Origin of the sequence: Arenibacterium halophilum, from assembly GCF_005938225.1 — a bacterium.
GTDB lineage: Bacteria > Pseudomonadota > Alphaproteobacteria > Rhodobacterales > Rhodobacteraceae > Arenibacterium > Arenibacterium halophilum.
The window spans coordinates 129,829-152,079 of sequence record NZ_VCPC01000002.1 but is presented as its reverse complement, the minus strand read 5'-3'; the positions used below and the strand labels follow the sequence as shown (position 1 = coordinate 152,079).

Genomic DNA, 22,251 nt, shown 5'->3' with positions numbered 1-22,251 from the left:
CATCGTGATGCGATGGGTCTTGCGGGTCATAGGCCGACCCAGCCATTGAACCGATCCGCGCGGAACGGTTCCAGATCGATCTCGGGTGCGCGCCCGGAAATCAGGTTCGCCAGCTCGCGCCCGGTCGAGGCGCCGCCACACATGCCGACGTGTCCGTGACCAAAGCCGAACCAGACGTTGTCGGCCTTCGGCGCGCGTCCGATCACCGGCATGCTGTCGGGGAAGCACGGGCGGTGCCCCATCCAGACGGTATGCCCATCCGAGGTGAGGCGGGGAAAAATCTGTTCCCCCTTCTTCAGCAGCGCCGCGGCGCGGTCGTAATTCGGCGCGGCCTTCAGCCCGGCCAGTTCCACCGTGCCTGCCAGCCGCAGCCCCATGCGCATGGGGTTGACCATGATGTTCTGTTCCACCGCCATCACGTTGCGGCGCAGCTGCACCGTCGGATTGGGCAGCGTGACGTGATAGCCGCGCTGGGTTTCCAGCGGCAGCCGCGTGCCCAGTTCGGCGGCCAGCACGGCCGACCACGCCCCGGCCGCCACCACCACGCCGTCCACATCCAGCGGCGGACCGCCATCCAGCTGCACCGCGCGGACCCCGCCGTTGCCGCGCGTAAAGCCAGTGACGCGCTGGCGCAGGTGCACCGCACCGTCGCGCATCGCCTGATCGTAGATCGCCTTGACCAGCGCCGAGGGGTCCGTCGTCGCGCCATTGTCGGGCGCGAATTGACCAAAGGCGAAACTGCCGCGGAGGTCAGGTTCCAACGCAAACAGCGCCTCGCCCTCGATTTCCTCCATCGTCACGCCAAGGCTGCGGCGCAGGTCGGCGCCCCACTTCCAGCGCTGCGCCACCTCGCGCGAGGAATAGACATACAGACAGCCCTCGCGCTGTATCAGATCGCCCGCGCCGTTCCCGGCGCGCTGCACCAGCGGCATGTAGGCATCGAACACCGGCGCCAGCAGGCCCCGCATGGCGGTGGCGATGCGCGTCACCTCGGACTCGGTCGAATGGCGCAGGAACCGCATCAGCCAGGGCAGAACCTGCGGCAGATAGCTGGTGCGGATGACCAGCGGCCCGGTCGGATCCAGCAGCCACTTCGGCACCTTCTTCCACATGCCGGGCATCCCCACCGGCAGCACCGCGCTGGGCGACAGCGACCCGGCATTGCCAAAGGAACAGGCCTCGCCCGCCTCGCGCGGGTCGATGAAGGTGACGCGATGCCCGTCGCGCTGCGCCCATGCAGCGGTCGCCACGCCCACGATGCCGGTTCCGATAACTGCCAGATGCACGCGCTGCCCTTTTCCTGCTTGGTCAGGATCATTGTCAGCGCGATGAAATCACAATACAAACGAATTAATCGGATAGTTGGATCAGATAACCTTATGCGTATCTCGTTGCGTCAAATGCAGGCATTCCATGCGGTCGCCGCCGGATCCAGCTTTACCGAGGCGGCGCAGCGGATGAACCTGACGCAATCGGCGGTCAGCATGCTGGTGCGGCAGATGGAACAGGAACTGGACCTTGTGCTGTTTGACAGGGTGCACCGCTCGGCCCGACTGACGGAGACCGGCGCGCGGCTTCTGCCGACCGTGGCGCGCATCCTGGGCGACGTAGGCAACGTGGTGGAGGCCGCCGCCGACCTGCGCGCCCTGCATCGCGGCACGCTGCGACTGGCAGTGCCGCCGATGCTGGCCTGTTCGTGGCTTCCGCCCCTGCTCGCCCGGTTCACCCGCCAGCACCCCGCGATCGAGCTGGACCTGTCGGACGTGACGGTGGACAGCGTTGTGAGTGCCATTGCCGACAGCGCCGCCGAGATCGGCATCGGACCGGAACGCAGCCTGCCCAGCGGCGTGGCGCGCGCCCCGCTTTGGCATGAAACCATGCAGCTGGTGGTGCCGCGCGGCAGCCCGATCCTGTCGCCCGAGGCGATGCTTGAGGCGACGGAGGGCAGCGCGCCGCAGTGGATCAACTATTCCGACGAATTCAGCCTGCACCTGGAGCGCACGCTGTGGTCGCGGGCGCCCGGGGCACGGGCCGCGCAGGTGCGGGTGCGCAACCTGACCACGGCGCTGGCAATGGTGGGCGCGGGCCAGGGGCTGACTGCCGCGCCACGCTATGCCCGCGTCTTTGCCCAGCAGTTCAACGTGGAATTCCGCCCCCTCTCCGGCCCCGAGGCCGACCGGGCATTCTACCTCTATCAACGCGACGGCGCGGCGCTGTCGCCGGTGGCACAGGCGTTTGTCGATCTGACCCGCGCCCAGATCGCCGCCGGGCATCCCGAAAGGGCGGACCATGGCTGATACCCCCCGGCGCGGCACGCAAAGCATTGAACGCACGTTCGACATTCTGGACGTGATCGCCGCGCAATCGCCCCATGGAGTCACGCTGAAAGACATCTGCGCCATTGCCGGGCTGTCGCCTGCAACCGCCCATCGCATGTTGGGCATCCTGCTGGATCGCGGGATTGTCGAGCGGCTGTCAGGGGGCAAACGTTACGTCGTCGGGCGCGAGCTGACACTTCTGGGGCTGTCGTCGGAACTGCGGCGGTTCCGCGAGATTGCCTCGCCCTCGCTGTCGTGGCTGAGCGAGACGGTGGGCGATGCGATCTTTCTGTCGGTCCGCAGCGGGCATGACACCGTGTGTGCCGACCGGCGCATCGGGCAATTCCCGATCCAGGTGCTATCGATCGAAATCGGTTCACGTCGGCCGCTGGGGATCAGCGCCAATGGCGCGGCGATGCTGTCTCGGGAAAGCGGGCGCACGGTGGCGGCGATCCTGGATCACAACCGCGAGCGGCTGGAGCCGTTCGGCACCTCGCGCGGGACGCTGGATGCCCGCATTGCCGAGGCACGGCGGCGCGGCTATGTGCATATTCCCCGCGCCATCGTGAAGGGCACCAGCGCAATCGCAGTGCCCATCATCGACGTGCTGGGCCGCCCGGTGGCGGCCGTCAGCACCATTGCGATCTCATCCCGTCAGCGCGCCGACCGGGTGCCGGATCTCGTGGCGCAACTGACCCGCGCCGCCAGCGAGATCGGAGAAGCCGCGCGCCGCGCCACTAGCCCCGAGCCGCCGCCAGCCTCCGGCTTCTGAGCATCAGCAGCGGCGGCAGAACCAGCGCGACAAGCGAGAGCACCAAGCAGGTGATCGAAACCGGAGAGGACACGAAGGCGCTGAAATCGCCGTCGGAGATGAACAGCGTCCGGCGAAAGTTTTCCTCGACCAGCGGACCAAGGATATAGCCCAGCAACACTGGCGCGACGGGGTATTTAAACAACGACATGGCAAAGCCGACCAGCCCGAAGGCCACCGCCACGAAGATGTCGAAGACGTTGGAATTGACGCTGTAGACGCCCACGCAGATCAAGAAGATGATCAGCGGGTACAGCACCTGCCGCGGGATCGACAGGATCCGCACCCACATGCCGATCAGCGGCAGCGTCAGCAACAGCAACAACACATTCCCGACCCAGAAGCTGGCGACGAGCCCCCAGAACATATCAGGCTGTTCGGTAATCAACCCGGGCCCCGGCACGATGCCGTGAATGATCATCGCGCCCAGCATGAAGGCCATGACCGCATCGCCCGGAATGCCGATGCACAGCGTCGGAATGAACGCCGCCTGCACCGAGGCGTTGTTCGCGGCTTCCGGCGCGGCGATGCCTTCGACAGCGCCAGTGCCGAACCGCTCCGGCGTGCGCGAAATACGTTTTTCCGTGGCATAGGCGATGAAGGCGGCAATCGACGGCCCCGTGCCCGGCAGCGCGCCAATCCATGACCCAAGCAGCGAGCCGCGCACCGCGGGCATGACCGAGCTTCGCGCCTCTTCCCGCGTGGGCAGCATCTCGCGCAGGGAAAAGCCCTTGCGCGGAGGGGCGGGGGTTTCACGCTCGGCCAGGTTGCTCAGCACCTCGCCAATGCCAAACAGCCCCATCGCCATGGCGACAAGGTTGATGCCGTCGGTCAGCTCGACATAGCCCAGTGTAAAGCGATAGGCGCCCGAGGTCACATCGGTGCCCACCATGCCAAAGATCAGCCCCAGCACCATCATCGCCAGCCCCTTGACCGGCGAACCGGGCGAAGCGGTCGACGCCGCGACCAGACCCAGCAGCATCACGGCGAAATATTCCGGCGCGCCGAATGTCAGCGCAAAGCGGGCCAGCGGCGGAGCAAAGGCCACAAGTATCATGATGGCAACGCACCCGCCAAAGAACGAACTGAGTGTGACGATGAACAGCGCCTGCCCGGCGCGACCCTTCTTGGCCATCGGATGGCCGTCGATACAGGTGGCCGCCGCCGCCGGGGTGCCGGGAATGTTCAACAGAATGGACGAGGTCGAACTGCCGTATTGCGCACCGTAGAAGATGCCGGCCAGCAGGATCAGCCCATGCACCGGCAGCATGTAATAGGTCAGCGGCAGACAGAGCGAAATCGCGGCCAACGCACCGATGCCCGGCAACACCCCGACGAAGGTGCCCAGCATGACACCGCCGAAACAGATCAGCAGCGCCTGCCATGTCAGGGCAACCTGAAATCCGGCGGCAAGATCGTACAGCACGCTCATAGCAGATCACCCAGAAGATTGATGTTCAGATGGAAGCCAAGGATGAAGACGACATAGCCCATGGCGCTCAGCGCAAGCGCCAGCAGCGCGGCCTGCACCAGGTTCAGCCGTTCCTCGGCCAAGGAATAGCACAGGCAGAGCACCAGCGTGGCGCCGATCAGCCCGACGGGCTCGATCAGCAGCGCCCAGAGGATGATTCCCGGCAGCAGCATCATGGCGGGGGCCAGACGGCGTTCGATACTGCCCGAGGCCCCGGCTTCGCGCGCCGCAAGCGCAGCAAGCCCCATCAACACCACGCCAAGGCCAAAAGGAAAGGCGCCCGGGCCGATGTCGTTCCACTGGCCGATGCCATAGGCCCAGCCATTCCAGGCACTGATCGCGCCCAACGCGAACAGGAAGGCAGCAAAGGCCAGCTCGGCCCGTTTTCCGATTGCGAGAAATCCGTTCATCTTCCCCCCCCAACGAGTCAGTCGGGCCGCCAGCGTGAACCGGCGGCCCGTGTCACAAGCACCGTCTTAGCGGTTCGCGTTGACGGCTTCGACCTCGGGGCGCCAGGTTTCGTCGACTTCGTTCAGAAGGTCGGTGAATTCAGCCGGCGACTTGGGCGAAGCGATGGAGCCCAGATCCTCGAACCGCTTCTTGACCTCGTCGGTGGCCAGCGTGGCGTTCAGCGCCTCAGAGATCTTGGCGATCGCATCGTCCGGCGTTCCGGCGGGGGCCAGCAGCCCGGTAAAGGTGATGGCGGTGAAATCCACCACGCCAGTTTCGCGCAGCGTCGGCACGTCGGGCAGCGCCGCGACCCGTTCGGCCGAGGTGACGGCCAGCGGCACAACCGCACCGTCCTTGATATGCGGCAGGATCACCGACATCTGGTCAAAGCTGAACGCGGTTTCGCCACCGATCAGCGAGGCAATCGACGGCGCGTTGCCCTTGTAGTGCACGATCCGCCAGTCGGCGCCCACAACGGCCTTCATTTTTTCGGCGGCGAGGTGGTTGGTCGTACCTGCCCCGGGCGAGGCCAGCAGCATGCGGCTGGATTTCGATTTCTCGACCAGTTCTTCCAGCGTCGAGACCTCTTGATCGGTCCGGACGGTCAGCGCCATCGGCGTGATCGACACCGAACCGATGGGAGCGAAATCGGTTTTCCAGTCATAGGCATCGGGGCGGTTCATCGTCATTGGCGCAAACAGCAGAGGGCCATTGGCGGCCATGAACAGCGTATAGCCATCGGCATCGGCGTTCTTGACGTATTCGGCGGCGATCATGCCCCCTGCCCCGGCGCGGTTTTCCACGACGATGGGCTGGCCCAGACGTTCTTCCAACCCGGGCGCGATGATGCGCGCCGCGCTGTCGACGTTGCCGCCCGGCGGATAGGGCACCACCAACGTGACCGGCGCATTCGGGAAATCGGCAGCCATCACGGTGCCGGGCAACAGGGCCGCCAGCACGGCGAGCGACTTTTTCCAGTTCAACATCTAGGATCCTCCCATTGAATTGTTCCGGCCACCGTCTCCTCCGCTGGCCGTGTCCTGTTGTGAATGACGCCGCAACAGGCCTCATCTTGCAAGAATGAAAACTGAAAAATTTCACATCGTGGAATAAATTAGGTTTTCGGCTTGCCGTTTCCGAGCACCGATATTGATATGTAACGCAATTGGGAGGACAGGCATGATTGTTGATCCGGGCGACATTTCGGCCGAGGAAAGCTATAAGCTGCTCACGGGAATCGTGGTGCCGCGCCCGATCGCGTGGGTCACTACGCTGAACGCCCAGGGCCGCGTGAACCTTGCCCCCTTCAGTGCCTTCACCTTCGTGTCGCCCAAACCGCCGATGATCGGGATCAGTGTGGGCCGCAAGGGCCAAACCTATAAAGATACCGCGCAAAATATCATGGCGCGCGAGGAATTCGCCGTGCATATCGCCGACCGTTCCATGATCGCGGCGGTGCACGCCAGTTCCGAGGAGTTCCCGCCCGAGATCAGCGAGACAGAGCATCTGGGGCTGGACACCTGCCCCAGCGATATCATCGCGACACCGCGACTGAAGGCCGCCCCTGTCGCGCTGGAATGCCGCCTGCGCCACGTGATCGAATTCGGTGACACGCGCAGCCGCTTCATGGTGGGGGAAATCCTGCGCTTTCACGTCCGCGACGGGCTGTTGAACAACGGCAAGATCCAGACGCTGGACCTTGACCCGATCTGCCGCCTTGGCGGGCCGAACTATGCCACGCTGGGCGAAATCGAAACGATGGCGTCCGTCAGGCAGACGCCAAAAACAGACAAGGATGAAAAACGATGAAACTGGTCAGCTTTGAACAGGGCGGCACGCCCGGGTTTGGCATTGCAACCGACGGCGGGATCATCGACCTGACCGGAAAGATCGACGGCATCGCCGACATGGCGCAGTTGATCGCCGCCGATGCGCTGGACCAGGCCCGTGCGCTGGCCGACACCGCGCCGACGCTGAGTTTCGATCAGGTCACGCTGACCGCCCCGGTGCGCGCGCCCGAGAAGATCTGGTGCATCGGCGTGAACTACGGCAACCGCAACGCCGAGTACAAAGACGGCTCGGACCTGCCGAAATATCCCAGCCTGTTCGTGCGCTCGGCGTCGTCCTTCGTGGGCCATGACGTGCCGCTGGAACGGCCCGAGGTGTCCGAGCAGCTGGATTACGAAGGCGAGATTACAATTGTGATCGGCAAGGGCGGCCGCCACATCCCGCGCGAGTCGGCGCTGGACCATATCTTTGGCCTGACCATCTGCAACGAAGGCACGATCCGCGACTGGCTGCGCCACGGCAAGTTCAACGTGACGCAGGGCAAGAACTTTGACCGCACCGGTTCGATCGGGCCGTGGATCGTGACCACCGACGAGCTGGACCCGGGATCCGAGATGACGCTGGAAACCCGCGTGAATGGCGAGGTGCGCCAATCCGACACCACCGCCAACATGATGTTCCCCTTTGATTACCTGCTGTCCTACCTGTCGACCTTTGCCACCCTGAAACCGGGCGACATGATCGTGACGGGCACGCCCACGGGCGCCGGTGTGCGGATGGATCCGCCGGTCTGGCTGGCCCCCGGCGACGTGGTCGAAGTCGAGGTGTCGGGCATCGGAACGCTGCGCAACGGCGTGGCCGACGAAGTGAAAGGCTAGGCCATGCTGGACCGCGAGACCGTTCAGGGCATCGCCCGGAAACTGGAAGACGCCGAGGCGAATGCAACCCAGATCGCCCAGGTGTCGGAAACCTATCCCGACATGGAAATGGCGGACGCCTATGCCATCCAGAACGCCTGGCGCGAGCTGAAAATCGCCTCGGGCCGGGTGATCCGGGGGCACAAGATCGGTCTGACCTCGCGCGCGATGCAGCAGGCCGTGGGCATCGACGAACCCGACTATGGGTTTCTGACGGACGAGATGTTTCTGGGCGAAGGCGCAAAGATCGACACGTCGCGCCTGATCGAGCCCAAGATCGAGGCCGAGCTGGCCTTCGTGCTGAACCGCGATCTGACCGGCCCCGACTGCACCATCTTCGATGTGCTGGATGCCACCGCCTATGTGATCCCCGCGCTGGAACTGCTGGATGCGCGGATCGAACGGATTTCCGGCACCACCGGCGCGCGGCGGCGGGTGTTCGACACGATTTCCGACAATGCCGCGAATTGCGCGATCATCTGTGGCGGACGGCCGATGCGCCCGATGGACTTCGACATGCGCCGCGAGCAGGCGCTGGTGTTCCGCAACGGCGTGATCGAGGAAACCGGCGTGGCGGCGGGCGTGCTGAACCACCCGGCCAACGGCATCGCATGGCTGGCGAACCGCCTGCACCAATGGGGCGAAGGTCTGCGCGCCGGGGAAACCGTGCTGTCCGGGTCGTTTATCCGGCCCATAGACGCCCGCGCCGGCGATACTTTTACCGCCGATTACGGCGATCTCGGCTCGGTCTCGGTCAGCTTCACCTGAAAGGAACGCACATGCAAAGACGGCGCAGCATCTATCTGGACGGGTTCGGCCACAAGAACCCGATTCCCGCGGCCTGCATGATCGACGGGCTTTTGATGACCGGGATCATCTATGGGCAGGACCCCGAGACCGGCAAGGCAGCCGAAGGGCTGGAGCGGCAGACCGAGCTGATGTTCACCCATCTGCGCGCCATTCTGGACGCCGCCGGGATGACAACGGAAGATATTCTGAAGGTTGACGTGCTGCTGCTGGACCGCTCGCAGCGCGGGCCGCTGAACGCCCAGTGGGAGGCGATGTTCCCCGACCCCGACAACCGCCCCGTCCGGCAGGCCATGCAGGCCGATCTGGACAACGGCAAACTGATCCAATGCAACGTGACCGCGCGCGCGGCAATTTAGGAAGGCACCCGAGATGGCTGATTACAAACCGTTCCACCCCGAGCCGCGCAAACCGTCGAAGATGCCGCCGCCGCTGACCTGCGACAGCCAGTTCCATGTGCTGGGCGACCCCGAAACCTACCCCACCCGGCCCGGCGCGGCCTATCACATGCCGTCCGCGACGTGGGAGCGCGCGCTGCACATGCACCGCCAACTGGGGATCGAGCGCGGCGTGATCGTGCAGACAACGACCTATGGCGCCGATCACAGCGTGGTGCTGGACGGGCTGGCCTCAATGGGTCCGAACTACAAGGGCTGCGCCAATGCGCTGGTGTTCGCCGAGAAGGACGACGCCTATCTGGAAACGATGAATGCCGCCGGGATCAATGGCGCGCGCTTCAGTTTTCGGCAGGCGCTGGGCGCGGTGCTGGACGATGCCGCGTTCGACGCGGCGGTGGGCAAGCTGCGCGATCTGGGCTGGTACATGAAGGTGCAGCCAGAGCAGACCGGCATCGCCGACAGCGTGGGCAAGCTGGACGGCGTCGACATCCCGGTGCTGATCGACCACATGGGCCGCCCCGATGCCGCCAAGGGCGCGGATGACGTGAACATCACCGCCCTGAAAAAGCTGCTGGATCGCGGCAACTTCTGGGTGATGCTGTCGCTGGGCGAGAAGATCTCGAAAACCGGCGCGCCCTGGGATGACGTGGTGCCGCTGGCGCAGGCACTGATTGCCCATGCGCCGGAACGCTGTGTCTGGGCCTCGGACTGGCCACACCCGGTATCGCCGAAACAGCCCCCCAACGATGCCGAGTTGCTGGAGCTGTTCTATCGCTATGCCCCCGACGAGGCCGTGCAGAAACAGATCCTGGTGGACAACCCGGCCAAGCTGTTCGGATTCTAGGCCCGCCCTGCCCCGTTACAGCCCGTTCAGCGGCACCTTCAGCATCGCGCGACCATCCTTGTCGCGCGGGACGGTGCCGCCGCGCATGTTGACCTGAATCGACGGGATGATCAGCTTGGGCATGTCCAGCTGCGCGTCCCGCTCGGTCCGGAATGTGACGAATTCCTCGCGCGTCTTGCCGCCGCCCACGTGGATGTTGTGGGCCTTTTCCTCGGCCACGCTGGTTTCCCACTGAATGTCACGCCCGTTCGGGCCGTAGTCATGGCACATGAACAGGCGCATGTCGTCGGGCAGCGCCAGTACCTTCTGGATGCTGTCATACAGAACGCCCGCATCGCCGCCCGGGAAGTCTGCACGTGCCGAGCCGCCATCGGGCATGAACAGCGTATCCCCCACGAACGCCGCATTGCCGATCACATGCACCATGCAGGCGGGCGTGTGGCCGGGCGTATACATGGCAAAGGCGGTCATGTTGCCGATACGATAGGTGTCGCCGTCTTCAAACAGCGCGTCGAACTGCGACCCGTCGCGCTGAAATTCGGTGCCTTCGTTGAAGATTTTGCCAAAGGTATCCTGAATGACCATGATCTTGGCGCCGATCCCGATCTTGCCGCCCAGCGCTTCTTGGATATAGGGCGCGGCGCTGAGGTGGTCGGCGTGGACATGGGTTTCGATGATCCACTCAAGCGTCAACCCCTTGTCGCGGATATGGGCGATCATCTGGTCGGCGTGATCGTGGGTGATCCGCCCGGCGGCATAGTCGATGTCCATCACTGAATCGATCACCGCGCAGGTGCGGGTTTCCGGGTCGGTCACGACATAGCTGATCGTGTTTGTTGATGGATCGAAAAAGGATGCAACCTCGGGCCGGACGTTCATATCCACGGGATAGTCTGTCATCTTGGCGGTCTCCCTTGTAGCGGCCACGCGCCGATCCGCGCGCCTGTGTGATCGGATCGGACGTCAGAACCTTGGTCCGAACGATACCCGCAATCCGCGCCGCGACAAAGGCCAGAACCTCTATCGTCACATGCCCTGCCCCAGCAGCGGCGCAAGGCACGAGTATCGACACGCCGCCAAAGCCGTTCAGGCGGCCCTGGCCAGCGCCATCAACCGCGCCCGGTCGGTCAACGTGACATGTCCGCGTGTCTGGGTGATCAACCCGCGTTTCTGAAAATCCTGCAACACCCGCGAAATCACCTCGCGCGCAGTGCCAAGTTCCGACGCCAGTTGCTGATGGGTCGTGGTCAGCGTTGGCTCTTCGCCCGCCAGGGTCAGCAGCCTCTCGGCCAGACGCACGTCGATCCGGCCAAAGGCGACATCTTCGATCACGCGCAACAGGTCGATCAGCCGCCGCGAATAAGCGGCAAAGACAAAGCTGCGAAAGGCCGGTTCCTCGGCCGCCAGCCTGTCGAACCCGGCACGTGGCAGAGCCACGGCCCGCACCTCTGTTTCGGCAAGGCCCTCGGCGTTATAAGCTTCTTCCGCAAGCATACAGGCAGTTGTCAGAACACAGCTTTCGCCCGCCTCGACCCGATACAACACGATATCTCGCCCGCTGTCCGACGTCTGCGACACCCGGATCGTACCCGAGACCAGAAACAGCAAGCTGTCGGGCACGCGGTCGGGGCTGAATACCACCGCCCCCTCGTGATAGGTTGTCGTCCGCGCCTCGGCCCGCAGGCGGGCACGCACGGCATCCGGTAACGCACGGGTGCCCTGAAACAATGCGGTCCAATCCGCCGTATCTGGTGTTCTGGTCATGCGCACCCGCCTTTGCACCAGATGACGCCACGCTGCGGTGGTATGCAAGCGTTGGATTCAGCGTGTCTGGGCGCAGGCCTCGGTGTTGGCCTCGGTCTGGGCCTGGCGCAGCGTTTCGATCAGCCGCTTCAGCTGAGCAACGAATTCGTCGCGCTTGCCGGGGCCGATGGCGGCGTTCAGAACGTCGATATGGGCGGTCGCCTTGGCCTCCATCTCGGCCTGCAGTGCCTTGCCCTTGTCCGTCGCCACGCTCAGATGCGTGCGCCTGTCGTGGGCCGAGCGCAGCCGCGTGACATAGCCATTGTCCTCCATCCAGCGCAGGGCGTTGGTGATGCTGGACTTGTCCCGTGACGACGCCAGCCCGATCTGCGTCTGGCTGATGCGCGGGTTGCGCACGATCAGGGTGAGGATGGTGAAATACCCCGGCCGCAGCGCCACATCGCCCAGCCGCCAGGCGAAATCGTCATAGGCCACCTCGTATGCCACACGCAGGTGCATGCCGATGAAATCGTCAAGGATGCCCAGGTCCAGTGTGTCCGTGTCGGGCGCCGTGACGGGTTCATAGGCCAGCGCGGTATGCTCTTCTTGTTTGGGCATTGACGCAGCTCCCTGTGCTGGGTTGGCCTGATTGGCGGCGGGCGCGCGTTACTGCGCCAGCAGCGGCAAGAACATGACGATGGCCGGAAACAGGATGATCAGGACAATCCGCGCCACATCGGCCAGAACGAACGGCAGGATCCCGCGATACATCTGCCCCACCGAGAGGTCTGGCACCACGGATTTGATGACAAACAGGTTCAGCCCCACCGGCGGCGTGATCAGCGACAGTTCCGTGACCATCACGGCGAAGATGCCGAACCAGATCGGGTCGAACCCCATGGCGGTGACGATCGGGAAGAAAATCGGGATCGTCAGCAGGATCATCGACAGGCTTTCCATGAACATCCCCAGAACGAGGTAGATCAGCAGGATCATCAGGATTACCTGCATCGGCCCGAACCCGCCCGAGATGATGAGGTCGGACAGCGCCTTGGGCAGGCCGATCAGGTTCATGTAGTTGGAAAACACCAGCGCCCCGATCAGCACAAGGAACAGGCTGGCCGTGGTCAGTACCGTCTCCAGCAGCGCATCGACAAAGCCCGACAGCGACAGCGCGCGCCGCCACAGCGCGAAGGCCAGCGCGCCGGTCGCGCCCACGCCCCCGGCCTCGGTCGGGGTAAAGACGCCCTTGTAAAGCCCGCCGATGATCGCAAGGAACAGCAGAAGGATCGGCCCGACGCTGCGCATGTAGTGCATCCGCACGGCCCAATCCGCGCGCGGCGCGGCGGGGGCACAGCTGGCATCCAGCTGCGCGGCGATGCGGATCGCGACAAGGTACAGCGCGATGGCAAGGATGCCGGGCACGACCCCGGCGATGAACAGCAGCCCGATGTCGGTGCCCGTGGCGATGCCATACAGCACCAGAATGACCGACGGCGGGATCAGGATGCCCAGCGTGCCACCAGCGGCCACGGCCGACGCCGCGAACCCCTCGGCATAGCCATAGCGGCGCATCTCCGGCACGGCGACCTTGGCCATGGTGGCCGCCGTCGCAATCGACGACCCGCTGAGCGCGGCAAAGCCGCCACAGGCCAGGATGGTGGCAGCCGCCAGACCGCCGCGCATATGCCCGACAAAGCCGTGACACAGGCGGTAGAGATCCTCGGACATGCGGGCGCGGGTCACGAAGACACCCATCAGGATGAACATCGGCAGCACCGACAGTTCGTAAGACATTGTCGCGTTGATCGGCAGCTGCCCGATCATGCCCATGGCCGTGCGTTCCGAGATGGTCAGCCAGATGCCGGACAGCCCGATCAGCAGCATCGAGATGGCAATCGGAATGCCCACCATCATCAGTGCAAAGACGCCGCCGAACGACAGCAGCGCGATTTCCCAAACTCCCATTACAGGCCCCCCGTGCCCGATGTGCGCAGCCCCTCGGCGCGGCGAAGCGCGGCAATCGCGCAGACAAGGAACGATACGGCAGTCACTGCCAGCAGAACCGACATGCCCTGCGCGATCAGCCCCTTGGGGATGCGCAGCTCCATCGTGACCTCGCCATAGGTCAGCAGCCGCGCGCCCTGAAGCCAGACGCGCCAGGCGATGAACCCCATCAGCACCGCGCCGATCAGGTCGCCCAGCAGCGTGGCACCGCGCGCCAGCAGCGGTGGAAAGCGATCCGACAGGATGGTGACGGCGATATTGCCCCGCCGCAGCACCATCAGCGGCAGCGCGGTAAACACGATCAGCCCCATGCCGATCTCGATCATCTCGAACCCGCCCATCAGCGGCGCGCGAAACAGGTAGCGCATCACCACGCCCACGAAGGTCACCGCCATCACAAAGGCGGCAATGCCACCAGACAGCCAGGCCAGCGCAAGGCAGATCCTGTCGAAGGTCTTGAACATGAAAAGAATACCGTGTCCTGTGCGGGCCGGGCCGCATGGGTCTGGGTGTGCGGCGCCACGGGTGCGGCGCCGCGCGGTGAGGGCCTTACTTGACCACGTTCACCGATTTGTCGGCGCGGTATTTTTCAACCATCGCGCGGGTATAGGCCAGGATCGCCTCGCCGTCGAAGCCCTTTTCCTTGGCCTGTGCCAGCCATTCGGTTTCCAGCGGCTTCAGCTTTTCCTGCGCGGCGGCCACGTCTTCCTCGGACAGAGAGATGAATTCCACCCCGTTCTCGGTCAGCTTGGCTTCGCCGTAGGTGTCGCCGTTGGTCCAGGCCCAGCCGGCCAGCATGGCAATGCCCATGCCCGAGTGCTTTTCAACCGCGGCGCGCTGCTCGTCGGTCAGGCTGTCCCAGCTGTCCTGGTTGAAGGCCACCCAGAAGGTGTCGGTGTACAACCCGCCCGGGATACGGGTGATCGAGCTGATGACCGGGGTGATCCCGAAGAAGTCGATCGATTCCGAGGGGAAGGTGATGCCGTCGGCCACACCGCGCGACATGGCGGTCTGCGCTTCGGTCGGGGGCAGCTGCACCGGCGAGGCACCCAGCTCTGACATGATCCGGCCGGTAACGTTGCCGCCCACGCGGATCGTCTTGCCTTCGAGGTCCGACAGCTTTTCGACGCGGCCCTTGGCCATGTTCACGTTGGGGTTGGAATGCGCGAACAGACCGACGACATGGGCGCCGTTGTGTTCACCGTATTCGGCGCCGAACTTCTGATAGGTCAGCCACGAGGCGGCAGACCCGGCCCACGGGTCAGGCGACATGAACGGCAGGTCGATCACCTGCGTCATGGTGAACCGTCCCGCGTTGTGACCGCTGACGCCATAGCCCACGTCGAACGACTGATCCAGCAGCAGGTCGAACTGTGCCGGGGGCGGGCCCAACGGCGAGGTCATGATTTCAAACTTGAGCGAGCCGCCGGTTTCTTCCTCGATGGCTTCGGCCCAGGGTTTGATGATCCCGGATACGATCAGGTGGTGCGGCGGCAGCCACGAGCCGATTTGCATGGTCGTGACGTCCTGGGCCAGCGCGGGCACAGCCGCAAGGCTGAAGGCCGCCGACAGCATGAGGCCTTTGATGCAGTTCATTGAAATCTCCCTATTTTTCAGTTGTTATACCCGTTCCCGGGATTGCGGTTTTGCCTAGAGCGCGGTGGGCGCGCCAAGCTTGTAAATTTCCAGCGCATCGGCGGTATCGCCGCCACGCGCCGTCAGAAGCCGGAACTGTTCCGCCGCCATGGCGGCGAAGGGCGCCGACGATTTGCTAGCCTTGGCAAGATCGTGCACCGAATCCAAGTCTTTCAGCATGGTATAGGCGTGTCCAAGGGGCGGTTCGTGCTGTGCGTTCAGCATTCGTGGCACAAAAAGTTGCAACGGCTTGCTGTCGGCAAAGCCTCCGGCCAGCGCCTCGGGCAGGCGCGAGGCATCAACACCTGCGTTCACGGCCAGCCGCGTCGCTTCGGCCAGCACCGCCATGGTGCAGCCGACGATCACCTGATTGCACAGCTTCGTCGTCTGCCCTGCCCCGCTGGGCCCCATCAGCGTGAACCGCGCGGCCATGTTTAGAACATAGGGTTCGACCCGGGCAAACGCCGCTTCGTCCCCGCCCGCCATGATCGCAAGCGTTCCGGCCTCGGCGCCCGGCACGCCGCCAGAAACCGGCGCGTCGATCCAGTCCATCCCTGTTTCAGCCTTCAGCCGCGCCGACATCTCACGCGTGGCCTCGGGCTGGATCGACGAGAAATCGACCAGCACCGAACCGGGCTTTGCCCCGGCGGCGACGCCGTTTTCGCCGAACACCGCCTCGCGCACGGCGGCGGTGTCGGTCAGGCACATGAACACCACGTCGGCGGCGCGGACCAAGTCGGCGATGGTTTCGGCCGCCACGGCGCCCTTGTCGATCAGCGGTTGCGCCTTGGCGGCGGTGCGGTTCCAGACATGCACGCTGTGGCCCGCGGCCAGCAGACGGCCCGCCATGGGCGCGCCCATCAGCCCGGTGCCGACATATCCAAGGGTGAGTTTATCGGTCATCATCGTTCCTCGGATCAGCGTTTGGTTTCGGGCCATTGGGCATTGCCCGGATGGGTCACCGCGCCTTCATGCGCCTGCCCCACCGTTTTCGCGTATTTCGACAGCAGCCCCGCCTTGTGCCGGGTTTCCGGCGCGGTCCAGCTTTCGCGGCGCTTGGCCAGATCGGCCTCTGACACATCCAGCGTGATCGTCGCGGCCTTGCCGTCGATGGTGATGGTGTCGCCATTCTGGACAAGGCCCAGCGGCCCGCCGGTTGCCGCCTCGGGCGAGGCATGGCCGATGCACATGCCGCGCGTCGCCCCCGAGAACCGCCCGTCGGTCAGCAGGGCGACCTTTTCGCCCATCCCCTGCCCATAGATCAGCGCGGTCAGGCCCAGCATCTCGCGCATACCGGGGCCGCCGACGGGGCCTTCGTTGCGCACGATCAGCACCTGCCCGGCCTCGTAATCGCGGCTGTGTACGGCGATCACCGCCTCATCCTCGCTCTCGAACACGCGGGCGGTGCCCGTGAAGGTCAACGATTTCAGCCCGGCCACCTTCAGCAGCGCGCCATCGGGGCACAGGTTGCCCTTCAGCACGACCACCCCGCCCGAACTCATGATCGCGCTTTCCACGGTGCGGATCACCTCTCCGTCCGGCGCGGGGGCGTCGGCGACTTCCTCGGCCAGAGTGCGGCCCGTCACTGTCAGCGTGTCGCCGTGCATGAAGCCATGGGCGATCAGTTCCTTGATGACGACATGCGCGCCGCCGATCTCGTACACGTCCTTGGCGTGATACTTGCCGCCCGGACGCAGGTTGCCGATGAAAGGCGTGCGTTGCAGCACCTCGGCCACGTCGTCGGCGGTGAACTTGATCCCGGCCTCGTTGGCGATGGCGGGAATATGCAGCGCGGTGTTGGTCGAGCCACCCGTCGCGGCGACGATGGCACAGGCGTTTTCCAGCGCCTTGCGCGTCACGATCTCGCGCGGCAGCGGGCCGCCGCGTTCGATCATCTGCATCACCAACTCGCCCGCCTTGTGGCCCACGCCCTTGCGGCTGGAATACACGCCCGGGATCATTGACGAATTCGGCACCGTCAGTCCCAGCGCCTCGGACACCATCGCCATGGTGTTGGCGGTGAACTGGCCCGCGCAGGCGCCGATGGTGGGTTTGCAGGCTTCCTCGATCTGGGTCAGCTCGTCCTGTGTCATGGTGCCGGTCTGCACCGCGCCGACGGCCTCGTAGGTGTCCAGAACCGACACGTCGCGCCCGTCGAACCGCCCCGGCAGCGCCGAGCCGCCGTAGACGAAAACCGACGGCACGTTGCAGCGCACCATGCCCATGATCACGCCCGGCAGCGTCTTGTCGCAACCGCCATAGCCCACCAGCCCGTCATAGGCGTGGCCGTGGATCACCGCCTCGATGCTGTCGGCGATCAGCTCGCGGCTGACGAGCGAGAATTTCATGCCTTCGTGGTTCATGCCCACGCCGTCCGACACGGAAATCGTGGTGAATTCGCGCGGCGTGCCGCCCGCCATCGCCACGCCTTCCTTGGCATATTCGACCTGGGTGTAATGGGTCATGTTGCAGGGCGTCACCTCGCCCTTCTGGCTGACCACGCCCACCATCGGTTTCGCAATCGCCGCGTCATCTAGGCCCATCGCCCGCATGAAGGCACGGTGCGGGGTGCGGTCGATTCCATCGGTGGTGATGCGCGACCGCAGCTTTGGCTTGCTTGACGTCAATTGCTTGCTCCCAAGAAGGTTTATAATCAGACATTTTACATTTGAATTAAATGCGGGGATGGCGTTAGCTGTCAACGGGGTTTTTCCGGGTTTTTCCAGTGGAGGGGTGGATGAAGCTGATCGCGAATATCTCGATGATGTTCACCGAGGTCGCGCTGGCGCAGCGGCTGGACCAGGCGCGCGCGGCGGGGTTCGAAGGTGTCGAAATCCAGTTCCCCGATGATGCCGACATCGCGCCGTTGCAGGCCGCGATTCGCGACACCGGCCTGCCCGTCGTTCTGATAAACGTGCCGCGGGGCCCGGGCGATGCGGTCGGGCTGGCCTCGCTTCCCGGCGAAGAACCCGCCTTTGCCCGCGCGGTCGAGACCTGCGCGCGTCAGGCTAAAGCACTGGGGGTTCGGAAGGTAAATGTTCTGGCAGGACGCCCGCCAGAGGGGGCCGACCCGGCCGCCTGCCGTGCCACGCTGGTGGCGAACCTGCGCCACGCCGCAGAGGTGTTTGCCGGTATCGGCGTGCGCGTGATGGTCGAGCCGGTCAATCCGGGCGATGTGCCGGGCTTCTTCCTGCCCTCGCTCGGCGCCGCCCTGTCGGTTCTGAACGAAGCCGCCCATGACAATCTGGCCTTGCAGTTCGACCTGTATCACATGGAGATCACCGAGCCTGACCTGCTGGAGGCCATCCGCACTGCGGGCAAACGCATCGGTCATGTGCAATTCGCCGATACGCCCGGCCGCCATGAACCGGGCACCGGGACCATTGATTTTGCGCGCGCCTTCGACGCGCTGCGCGCCACCGGATACGCCGATGTGGTATCCGCCGAATACCGCCCCGCCGGGGCCACCACGGACCAGCTGGGCTGGATCCCCGACTTCAAGAGGATACTAGCATGACCACCACCCCCGCCGACGCCGCTATCGCCGACCGAATCGTCGCCGACACCCTTGGGAACGCGACGTTCGACGCCTATGCCACGACCCCGCCGCGCACTCTGGCGCAGGCCTATGCGCTGCAAGACGCGGTCGCCGCTGGACTTGCCGCCTCGCCCCGCCATGGCGCGATTGCCGGGTGGAAGATCGCGGCGAATTCGCAGGCGCTGATGGATCGCTTTGACCTGACCGAGCCGGCCTCGGGCCGGATGTTCGCGCAGCAATGCCACACCGGACCGGCGCAGCTGGCGCTGGGTGATTACGCGCAATTCGCGTTCGAGGCGGAAATCGCCGCCGTGATGAAAACCACGTTGGCACCCGGGGATGGGCCATTCGATGCTGACACCGTGACCGCCGCTATCGACCGCTTTGTGCCCGCGTTCGAGCTGCTCGACATGCGCGGGATCGACATGCCCAACGCGCAGATTGCCGATGTGATCGCGCAGAATATTTCCAACGTGGGCTGCGTGATCGGCGGGCCCGGCTGTGCGCCCGCCGATCTGGATACGCTGTCGCTGCGCACCACCATCGACATTGGCGGAACCCGCAAGCACGATGTGACCGGCGCCGCGCCGCAGCCGCCAATTGAAACCGTGACATGGCTGGCCAATCACCTTGCCGCACGCGGGCTGACGCTAGAGGCCGGGCAGATCGTGCTGTGTGGCACCCATTGCCCGATCTGGCATTGCGACGCGCCCGGCACGATCACGGTTGAGATGACGCAGCTGGGCCAGGTCGAGATCACCCTGGCCTAGAAGGTCGCCCGCCCGCCCGAGATGTCAAAGGTGGCGCCTGTTGAAAAGGAACAGGCCTCGCTACCCAGCCACAGGATCAGACGGGCCACCTCCTCGGGTTCGACAAAGCGGCGCATCGGCACATTCGCCAACAGCGCGGCCTTGCGCGCCTCGTCCAGCGCGCCGAAAATCTCGGTCGGGCTGGCCGAGGGCGTGACGGCGTTCACCAGCACACCCTTGTCGGCCAGCTCTTTCCCCAGCGATTTCGTGAAGGCGATCTGCGCCGCCTTTGACGCCGCATAGGCCGAAACGAAGGGGTTGCCATCTTTGCCCGCGACCGAGGCGACGTTGACGATGCGCCCGTATCCAGCCGCAACCATCGCGGGCACCAGCGCCGCGCAACAATGGAAGGTGCCGAACAGGTTGATCCGCATCACCCGCTCGAACTCTTCGGCCGGGTAATCCTGCACCGGGGCGCGGGGACCAAGGATGCCGGCGTTGTTCACCAACACGTCGACCTTGCCGAAGTGCGCAAGCGTATCGGCGGCAGCGCCGCGCACCGCCTCCTCCTGCCCGATATCCACCACTGCCGTATGCACCTGCGCCAGCGGAGCCAGTTCCTGCGCGGCGCGCTCCAGCGCGGCGGCATCCCGCGCCCAAAGGCTGATCCGCGCCCCCGCCTGCGCCAGCTGCCGCGCGCATTCCAACCCGATGCCGCGATTGCCCCCCGTCACCACGGCTACCCGTCCGGCGTATCCACTTGGCTCCATCCCGCCCCTCATCATTGTAAAAACGTTTTCACAAACTTGCCCCGACACCCCGCGCAATGACAACCGAAATCCATCAGACGCCCCAAAAACACCACGCGCCATTAGCCCCGCATGTTTCGCGGATTGAAGTCAGTTCACTTGATACAAATCGCAAAAGCCGTGATAAGATTGAGTAATGCGCAGCTTGCGCGGCAGAATTCTGCAGACATTCGGCAGAACCGCCCGCCGCAAGCGCGACAGGAGAACCCCGGACGCACCGCTCCGGGAAAGGGAGGACAAAGTGAAATTCAATCTAAATATCCGCAATATCGTTTGCGCAACTGCGGCAGCCGCGGCGCTTTCCGGCCTTGCCAGCGCCGCGTTGGCCGAGACCAAGCTGGTTTATGCCGGCTATATCAGTGAACGGTCGATCGCGACCACGCTGGACAAGTGGTTCATGGATCAGGTGGAAGAGCGCAGCGGCGGCGATATCACCTTTGAACGCTACTACGGCGGGTCGCTGATGAAAGCACCCGACCTTTACCCCGGCCTGTCACGCGGGGCGATCGACTTTTCCACCGGCGTGCCGCAGGCCTACAACCCCAAGGTCTATCCGCTGTCGAACGTGGTGCTGCCCTGGATCACCGAAAAGGCCGACGCGGTCGTCTATGCCTTCAAGGACCTGTACGACTCCAACGCCGACCTGCAGAACGAATTCACTTCGCAGGGTGTGCAGATGATGTGGGCCCTGCCCTTCCCGGATGGCGGTATCTGGGGCAGCTTCCCGGTGCGCGTGCCCAGCGACATGGATGGCAAGCGCATCCGCGCCGTGGCCGCCATCGCCTGGGGTGTGGAAAAGGGCGGCGCCTCGCCGGTCCCGATGAGCTTTGCCGACGCGGTGGAAGCCGTGAACCGTCAGGCCATCGACGCAATGGCGAACACTCCCTTTGACAGCGCGGTGAACAACGGCGTGCCGAAGATCGTCGCCTATGCCTCGGACGCGGGCCGTCTGGGCATCAACTCGGTCTCGATCGCGTCGTTCAACCAGGCAAGCTTTGACAAGCTGAGCGACGAGCAGAAAGCCGTGATCGAAGAGGTCGCTGCCGAAGTACCGGGCCGCTATGTCGAGTTAATCAACGATGCCATCGCCACCGCCGCCAAGAAGTGGATCGAGGAAGATACCAACGTCGAGGTCATCGTATCCACCGACGAGGAAGCCGCCGAGTGGAAGAAGGTCATGGGCCCGGTGATGCGCGAAAAGTACATCGAAACCGCATCCGAGGTGACAGAGAATGGCGGCGCACTGTACGATCAGTTTGTCGAATTGGTCGAAAAATACGAGGCCGACGCCGTCTATACCCCCGGTCTGGCCACCTACGCCAAGATGAAGGCAGGCAACTGACCTGACAACGGGCAGGCGGGCGGGCCACGGCAGTCATACGCCGTGGCCCGTTTGCATGAGGCAGGACACGACAGGCAAGGGAGGCCGCTGAAATGAAACTGTTTATCTGGATGTCACGCTTTAGCGTCGCCGTCGGTTCGCTCAGCGGGTTGGCGACCGGGGCGATGATGGTGGTGATCCTGACCGATGTGATCGGGCGCGCCTTTTTCGCGGCGCCGCTGCCATTGGCGACCGAGATCAGCGTGATGCTGCTGATCGTGAAGGTGTTTCTGGGCATGGCGGGCGCGCAAGCAACGGATTCGAACTTTCAGGTCACCGTGTTGACCGATCTGCTGTCGCCACGCTGGAAATACCTGCAGCGCATCGTGTCCTTGTCGGTCGCTCTGGTGGGGATCGGCATGATTGCATGGCTCGCCACCGCCTATGCCATCGAGGCCACCGAAATGGGCGAAACGTCGTTCGGGGTGCATCCCTGGCCGATCTGGCCCGAGCGTATCATTCTTGCCGCCGGGCTTTGCCTTCTGACGTTGCAAATTCTGTCGGACCTCGTCGGCTCGGCCATCTGGGGGCAGGAGAGGCTGAAATCCGGCCTGCCCGATCACAGCGGCTCGCTTTGAAGAAAGA

24 protein-coding genes are annotated in these 22,251 nt (G+C 64.5%); 11 read left to right on the top strand and 13 right to left on the bottom strand.

Annotated elements, in window-relative coordinates; all coding sequences use genetic code 11:
• Positions 1-26 precede the first annotated feature (26 nt).
• A complete protein-coding gene (locus FGK64_RS07605; protein WP_138863219.1) occupies positions 27-1,286 on the bottom strand; it encodes an NAD(P)/FAD-dependent oxidoreductase in 1,260 nt (419 codons plus the stop codon).
• Between the two features lie 93 nt (positions 1,287-1,379).
• Between FGK64_RS07605 and FGK64_RS07600 the strand changes: the two genes are divergently transcribed.
• Together FGK64_RS07600 and FGK64_RS07595 are read left to right on the top strand one after the other, a co-directional pair.
• On the top strand, positions 1,380-2,297 hold the full coding sequence (locus tag FGK64_RS07600) for a LysR family transcriptional regulator (protein ID WP_171054008.1): 918 nt from the start codon (positions 1,380-1,382) through the stop codon (positions 2,295-2,297).
• Positions 2,290-3,090, top strand: coding sequence for an IclR family transcriptional regulator (locus tag FGK64_RS07595; protein ID WP_138863217.1), 801 nt, complete (start codon positions 2,290-2,292; stop codon positions 3,088-3,090). The genes FGK64_RS07600 and FGK64_RS07595 overlap by 8 nt, the downstream gene beginning before the upstream one ends.
• Here the strand turns inward: FGK64_RS07595 and FGK64_RS07590 are convergent.
• From FGK64_RS07590 to FGK64_RS07580, 3 genes are all read right to left on the bottom strand, one after another.
• On the bottom strand, positions 3,056-4,561 hold the full coding sequence (locus FGK64_RS07590) for a tripartite tricarboxylate transporter permease (RefSeq protein ID WP_138863216.1): 1,506 nt from the start codon (positions 4,559-4,561) through the stop codon (positions 3,056-3,058). The genes FGK64_RS07595 and FGK64_RS07590 overlap by 35 nt on opposite strands.
• Complete coding sequence (locus tag FGK64_RS07585) at positions 4,558-5,010, bottom strand: tripartite tricarboxylate transporter TctB family protein (RefSeq protein ID WP_138863215.1); 453 nt, start codon at positions 5,008-5,010, stop codon at positions 4,558-4,560. The genes FGK64_RS07590 and FGK64_RS07585 overlap by 4 nt, the downstream gene beginning before the upstream one ends.
• A 66-nt stretch (positions 5,011-5,076) precedes the next feature.
• On the bottom strand, positions 5,077-6,036 hold the full coding sequence (locus FGK64_RS07580) for a Bug family tripartite tricarboxylate transporter substrate binding protein (RefSeq protein ID WP_138863214.1): 960 nt from the start codon (positions 6,034-6,036) through the stop codon (positions 5,077-5,079).
• Between the two features lie 193 nt (positions 6,037-6,229).
• On the opposite strand from FGK64_RS07580, the gene FGK64_RS07575 reads away from it, so the two are divergent.
• From FGK64_RS07575 to FGK64_RS07555, 5 genes are read left to right on the top strand one after another with little or no spacing between them, the layout of a single operon-like run.
• Positions 6,230-6,859, top strand: coding sequence for a flavin reductase family protein (locus FGK64_RS07575; RefSeq protein ID WP_138863213.1), 630 nt, complete (start codon positions 6,230-6,232; stop codon positions 6,857-6,859).
• The gene (locus FGK64_RS07570) at positions 6,856-7,716 is read left to right on the top strand and encodes a fumarylacetoacetate hydrolase family protein (RefSeq protein WP_138863212.1); all 861 of its coding nucleotides are present in this window, start codon (positions 6,856-6,858) and stop codon (positions 7,714-7,716) included. Before FGK64_RS07575 ends, FGK64_RS07570 begins: the two co-directional genes overlap by 4 nt.
• 3 nt (positions 7,717-7,719) lie before the next feature.
• Positions 7,720-8,523, top strand: a complete 804-nt coding sequence (gene hpaH / locus FGK64_RS07565; protein ID WP_138863211.1) for a 2-oxo-hept-4-ene-1,7-dioate hydratase — start codon at positions 7,720-7,722, stop codon at positions 8,521-8,523.
• An 11-nt stretch (positions 8,524-8,534) separates the two neighbouring features.
• Positions 8,535-8,921 (top strand): RidA family protein, encoded by a 387-nt coding sequence (locus tag FGK64_RS07560; protein ID WP_138863210.1) that lies wholly within the window; start codon positions 8,535-8,537, stop codon positions 8,919-8,921.
• A 13-nt stretch (positions 8,922-8,934) separates the two neighbouring features.
• Positions 8,935-9,804 carry an amidohydrolase family protein gene (locus FGK64_RS07555; protein ID WP_138863209.1) on the top strand — a complete coding sequence of 290 codons (870 nt, stop codon included), beginning with the start codon at positions 8,935-8,937 and terminating at the stop codon, positions 9,802-9,804.
• A 15-nt stretch (positions 9,805-9,819) separates the two neighbouring features.
• Here the strand turns inward: FGK64_RS07555 and FGK64_RS07550 are convergent, their stop codons facing one another.
• From FGK64_RS07550 to ilvD, 8 genes are all read right to left on the bottom strand, one after another.
• Positions 9,820-10,704 carry an MBL fold metallo-hydrolase gene (locus FGK64_RS07550; RefSeq protein ID WP_138863208.1) on the bottom strand — a complete coding sequence of 295 codons (885 nt, stop codon included), beginning with the start codon at positions 10,702-10,704 and terminating at the stop codon, positions 9,820-9,822.
• Positions 10,705-10,890: 186 nt separating this feature from the next.
• On the bottom strand, positions 10,891-11,568 hold the full coding sequence (locus FGK64_RS07545; RefSeq protein WP_138863207.1) for a Crp/Fnr family transcriptional regulator: 678 nt from the start codon (positions 11,566-11,568) through the stop codon (positions 10,891-10,893).
• Positions 11,569-11,625: 57 nt separating this feature from the next.
• Positions 11,626-12,165: a MarR family winged helix-turn-helix transcriptional regulator gene (locus FGK64_RS07540; protein WP_138863206.1), complete on the bottom strand. Its 540-nt coding sequence runs from the start codon at positions 12,163-12,165 to the stop codon at positions 11,626-11,628.
• Positions 12,166-12,213: 48 nt separating this feature from the next.
• Positions 12,214-13,515: a TRAP transporter large permease gene (locus FGK64_RS07535; protein ID WP_138863205.1), complete on the bottom strand. Its 1,302-nt coding sequence runs from the start codon at positions 13,513-13,515 to the stop codon at positions 12,214-12,216.
• A complete protein-coding gene (locus FGK64_RS07530; RefSeq protein ID WP_138863204.1) occupies positions 13,515-14,018 on the bottom strand; it encodes a TRAP transporter small permease in 504 nt (167 codons plus the stop codon). The genes FGK64_RS07535 and FGK64_RS07530 overlap by 1 nt, the downstream gene beginning before the upstream one ends.
• 85 nt (positions 14,019-14,103) lie before the next feature.
• Positions 14,104-15,150 (bottom strand): TRAP transporter substrate-binding protein, encoded by a 1,047-nt coding sequence (locus FGK64_RS07525; protein WP_138863203.1) that lies wholly within the window; start codon positions 15,148-15,150, stop codon positions 14,104-14,106.
• A gap of 54 nt (positions 15,151-15,204) precedes the next feature.
• Entirely contained in the window at positions 15,205-16,092 is an 888-nt protein-coding gene (locus FGK64_RS07520) for an NAD(P)-dependent oxidoreductase (RefSeq protein WP_210236552.1), read from the bottom strand.
• Positions 16,093-16,106: 14 nt separating this feature from the next.
• Complete coding sequence (gene ilvD, locus FGK64_RS07515; RefSeq protein ID WP_138863201.1) at positions 16,107-17,816, bottom strand: dihydroxy-acid dehydratase; 1,710 nt, start codon at positions 17,814-17,816, stop codon at positions 16,107-16,109.
• Between the two features lie 110 nt (positions 17,817-17,926).
• Here ilvD and FGK64_RS07510 point away from each other — a divergent pair, with 110 nt between their 5' ends.
• On the top strand, positions 17,927-18,706 hold the full coding sequence (locus FGK64_RS07510) for a hydroxypyruvate isomerase family protein (protein ID WP_138863200.1): 780 nt from the start codon (positions 17,927-17,929) through the stop codon (positions 18,704-18,706).
• On the top strand, positions 18,703-19,497 hold the full coding sequence (locus tag FGK64_RS07505; protein ID WP_138863199.1) for a 2-keto-4-pentenoate hydratase: 795 nt from the start codon (positions 18,703-18,705) through the stop codon (positions 19,495-19,497). Before FGK64_RS07510 ends, FGK64_RS07505 begins: the two co-directional genes overlap by 4 nt.
• On the opposite strand, the gene FGK64_RS07500 is transcribed toward FGK64_RS07505, so the two are convergent.
• On the bottom strand, positions 19,494-20,246 hold the full coding sequence (locus FGK64_RS07500; RefSeq protein ID WP_138863198.1) for an SDR family NAD(P)-dependent oxidoreductase: 753 nt from the start codon (positions 20,244-20,246) through the stop codon (positions 19,494-19,496). The genes FGK64_RS07505 and FGK64_RS07500 overlap by 4 nt on opposite strands.
• Positions 20,247-20,526: 280 nt before the next feature.
• On the opposite strand from FGK64_RS07500, the gene dctP reads away from it, so the two are divergent.
• Together dctP and FGK64_RS07490 are read left to right on the top strand one after the other, a co-directional pair.
• Positions 20,527-21,627: a TRAP transporter substrate-binding protein DctP gene (dctP, locus tag FGK64_RS07495; RefSeq protein ID WP_171054007.1), complete on the top strand. Its 1,101-nt coding sequence runs from the start codon at positions 20,527-20,529 to the stop codon at positions 21,625-21,627.
• 92 nt (positions 21,628-21,719) lie between these two features.
• Complete coding sequence (locus tag FGK64_RS07490; RefSeq protein ID WP_138863196.1) at positions 21,720-22,244, top strand: TRAP transporter small permease subunit; 525 nt, start codon at positions 21,720-21,722, stop codon at positions 22,242-22,244.
• Positions 22,245-22,251: the final 7 nt, after the last annotated feature.

Coding starts and splice junctions, on each gene's coding strand:
- FGK64_RS07600 (WP_171054008.1), top strand. CDS start 1,380: ATGCGTATCTCGTTGCGTCAAATGCAGGCATTCCATGCGGTCGCCGCC.
- FGK64_RS07595 (WP_138863217.1), top strand. CDS start 2,290: ATGGCTGATACCCCCCGGCGCGGCACGCAAAGCATTGAACGCACGTTC.
- FGK64_RS07590 (WP_138863216.1), bottom strand. CDS start 4,561: ATGAGCGTGCTGTACGATCTTGCCGCCGGATTTCAGGTTGCCCTGACA.
- FGK64_RS07585 (WP_138863215.1), bottom strand. CDS start 5,010: ATGAACGGATTTCTCGCAATCGGAAAACGGGCCGAGCTGGCCTTTGCT.
- FGK64_RS07580 (WP_138863214.1), bottom strand. CDS start 6,036: ATGTTGAACTGGAAAAAGTCGCTCGCCGTGCTGGCGGCCCTGTTGCCC.
- FGK64_RS07575 (WP_138863213.1), top strand. CDS start 6,230: ATGATTGTTGATCCGGGCGACATTTCGGCCGAGGAAAGCTATAAGCTG.
- FGK64_RS07570 (WP_138863212.1), top strand. CDS start 6,856: ATGAAACTGGTCAGCTTTGAACAGGGCGGCACGCCCGGGTTTGGCATT.
- hpaH (WP_138863211.1), top strand. CDS start 7,720: ATGCTGGACCGCGAGACCGTTCAGGGCATCGCCCGGAAACTGGAAGAC.
- FGK64_RS07560 (WP_138863210.1), top strand. CDS start 8,535: ATGCAAAGACGGCGCAGCATCTATCTGGACGGGTTCGGCCACAAGAAC.
- FGK64_RS07555 (WP_138863209.1), top strand. CDS start 8,935: ATGGCTGATTACAAACCGTTCCACCCCGAGCCGCGCAAACCGTCGAAG.
- FGK64_RS07550 (WP_138863208.1), bottom strand. CDS start 10,704: ATGACAGACTATCCCGTGGATATGAACGTCCGGCCCGAGGTTGCATCC.
- FGK64_RS07545 (WP_138863207.1), bottom strand. CDS start 11,568: ATGACCAGAACACCAGATACGGCGGATTGGACCGCATTGTTTCAGGGC.
- FGK64_RS07540 (WP_138863206.1), bottom strand. CDS start 12,165: ATGCCCAAACAAGAAGAGCATACCGCGCTGGCCTATGAACCCGTCACG.
- FGK64_RS07535 (WP_138863205.1), bottom strand. CDS start 13,515: ATGGGAGTTTGGGAAATCGCGCTGCTGTCGTTCGGCGGCGTCTTTGCA.
- FGK64_RS07530 (WP_138863204.1), bottom strand. CDS start 14,018: ATGTTCAAGACCTTCGACAGGATCTGCCTTGCGCTGGCCTGGCTGTCT.
- FGK64_RS07525 (WP_138863203.1), bottom strand. CDS start 15,150: ATGAACTGCATCAAAGGCCTCATGCTGTCGGCGGCCTTCAGCCTTGCG.
- FGK64_RS07520 (WP_210236552.1), bottom strand. CDS start 16,092: ATGACCGATAAACTCACCCTTGGATATGTCGGCACCGGGCTGATGGGC.
- FGK64_RS07510 (WP_138863200.1), top strand. CDS start 17,927: ATGAAGCTGATCGCGAATATCTCGATGATGTTCACCGAGGTCGCGCTG.
- FGK64_RS07505 (WP_138863199.1), top strand. CDS start 18,703: ATGACCACCACCCCCGCCGACGCCGCTATCGCCGACCGAATCGTCGCC.
- FGK64_RS07500 (WP_138863198.1), bottom strand. CDS start 20,246: ATGGAGCCAAGTGGATACGCCGGACGGGTAGCCGTGGTGACGGGGGGC.
- FGK64_RS07490 (WP_138863196.1), top strand. CDS start 21,720: ATGAAACTGTTTATCTGGATGTCACGCTTTAGCGTCGCCGTCGGTTCG.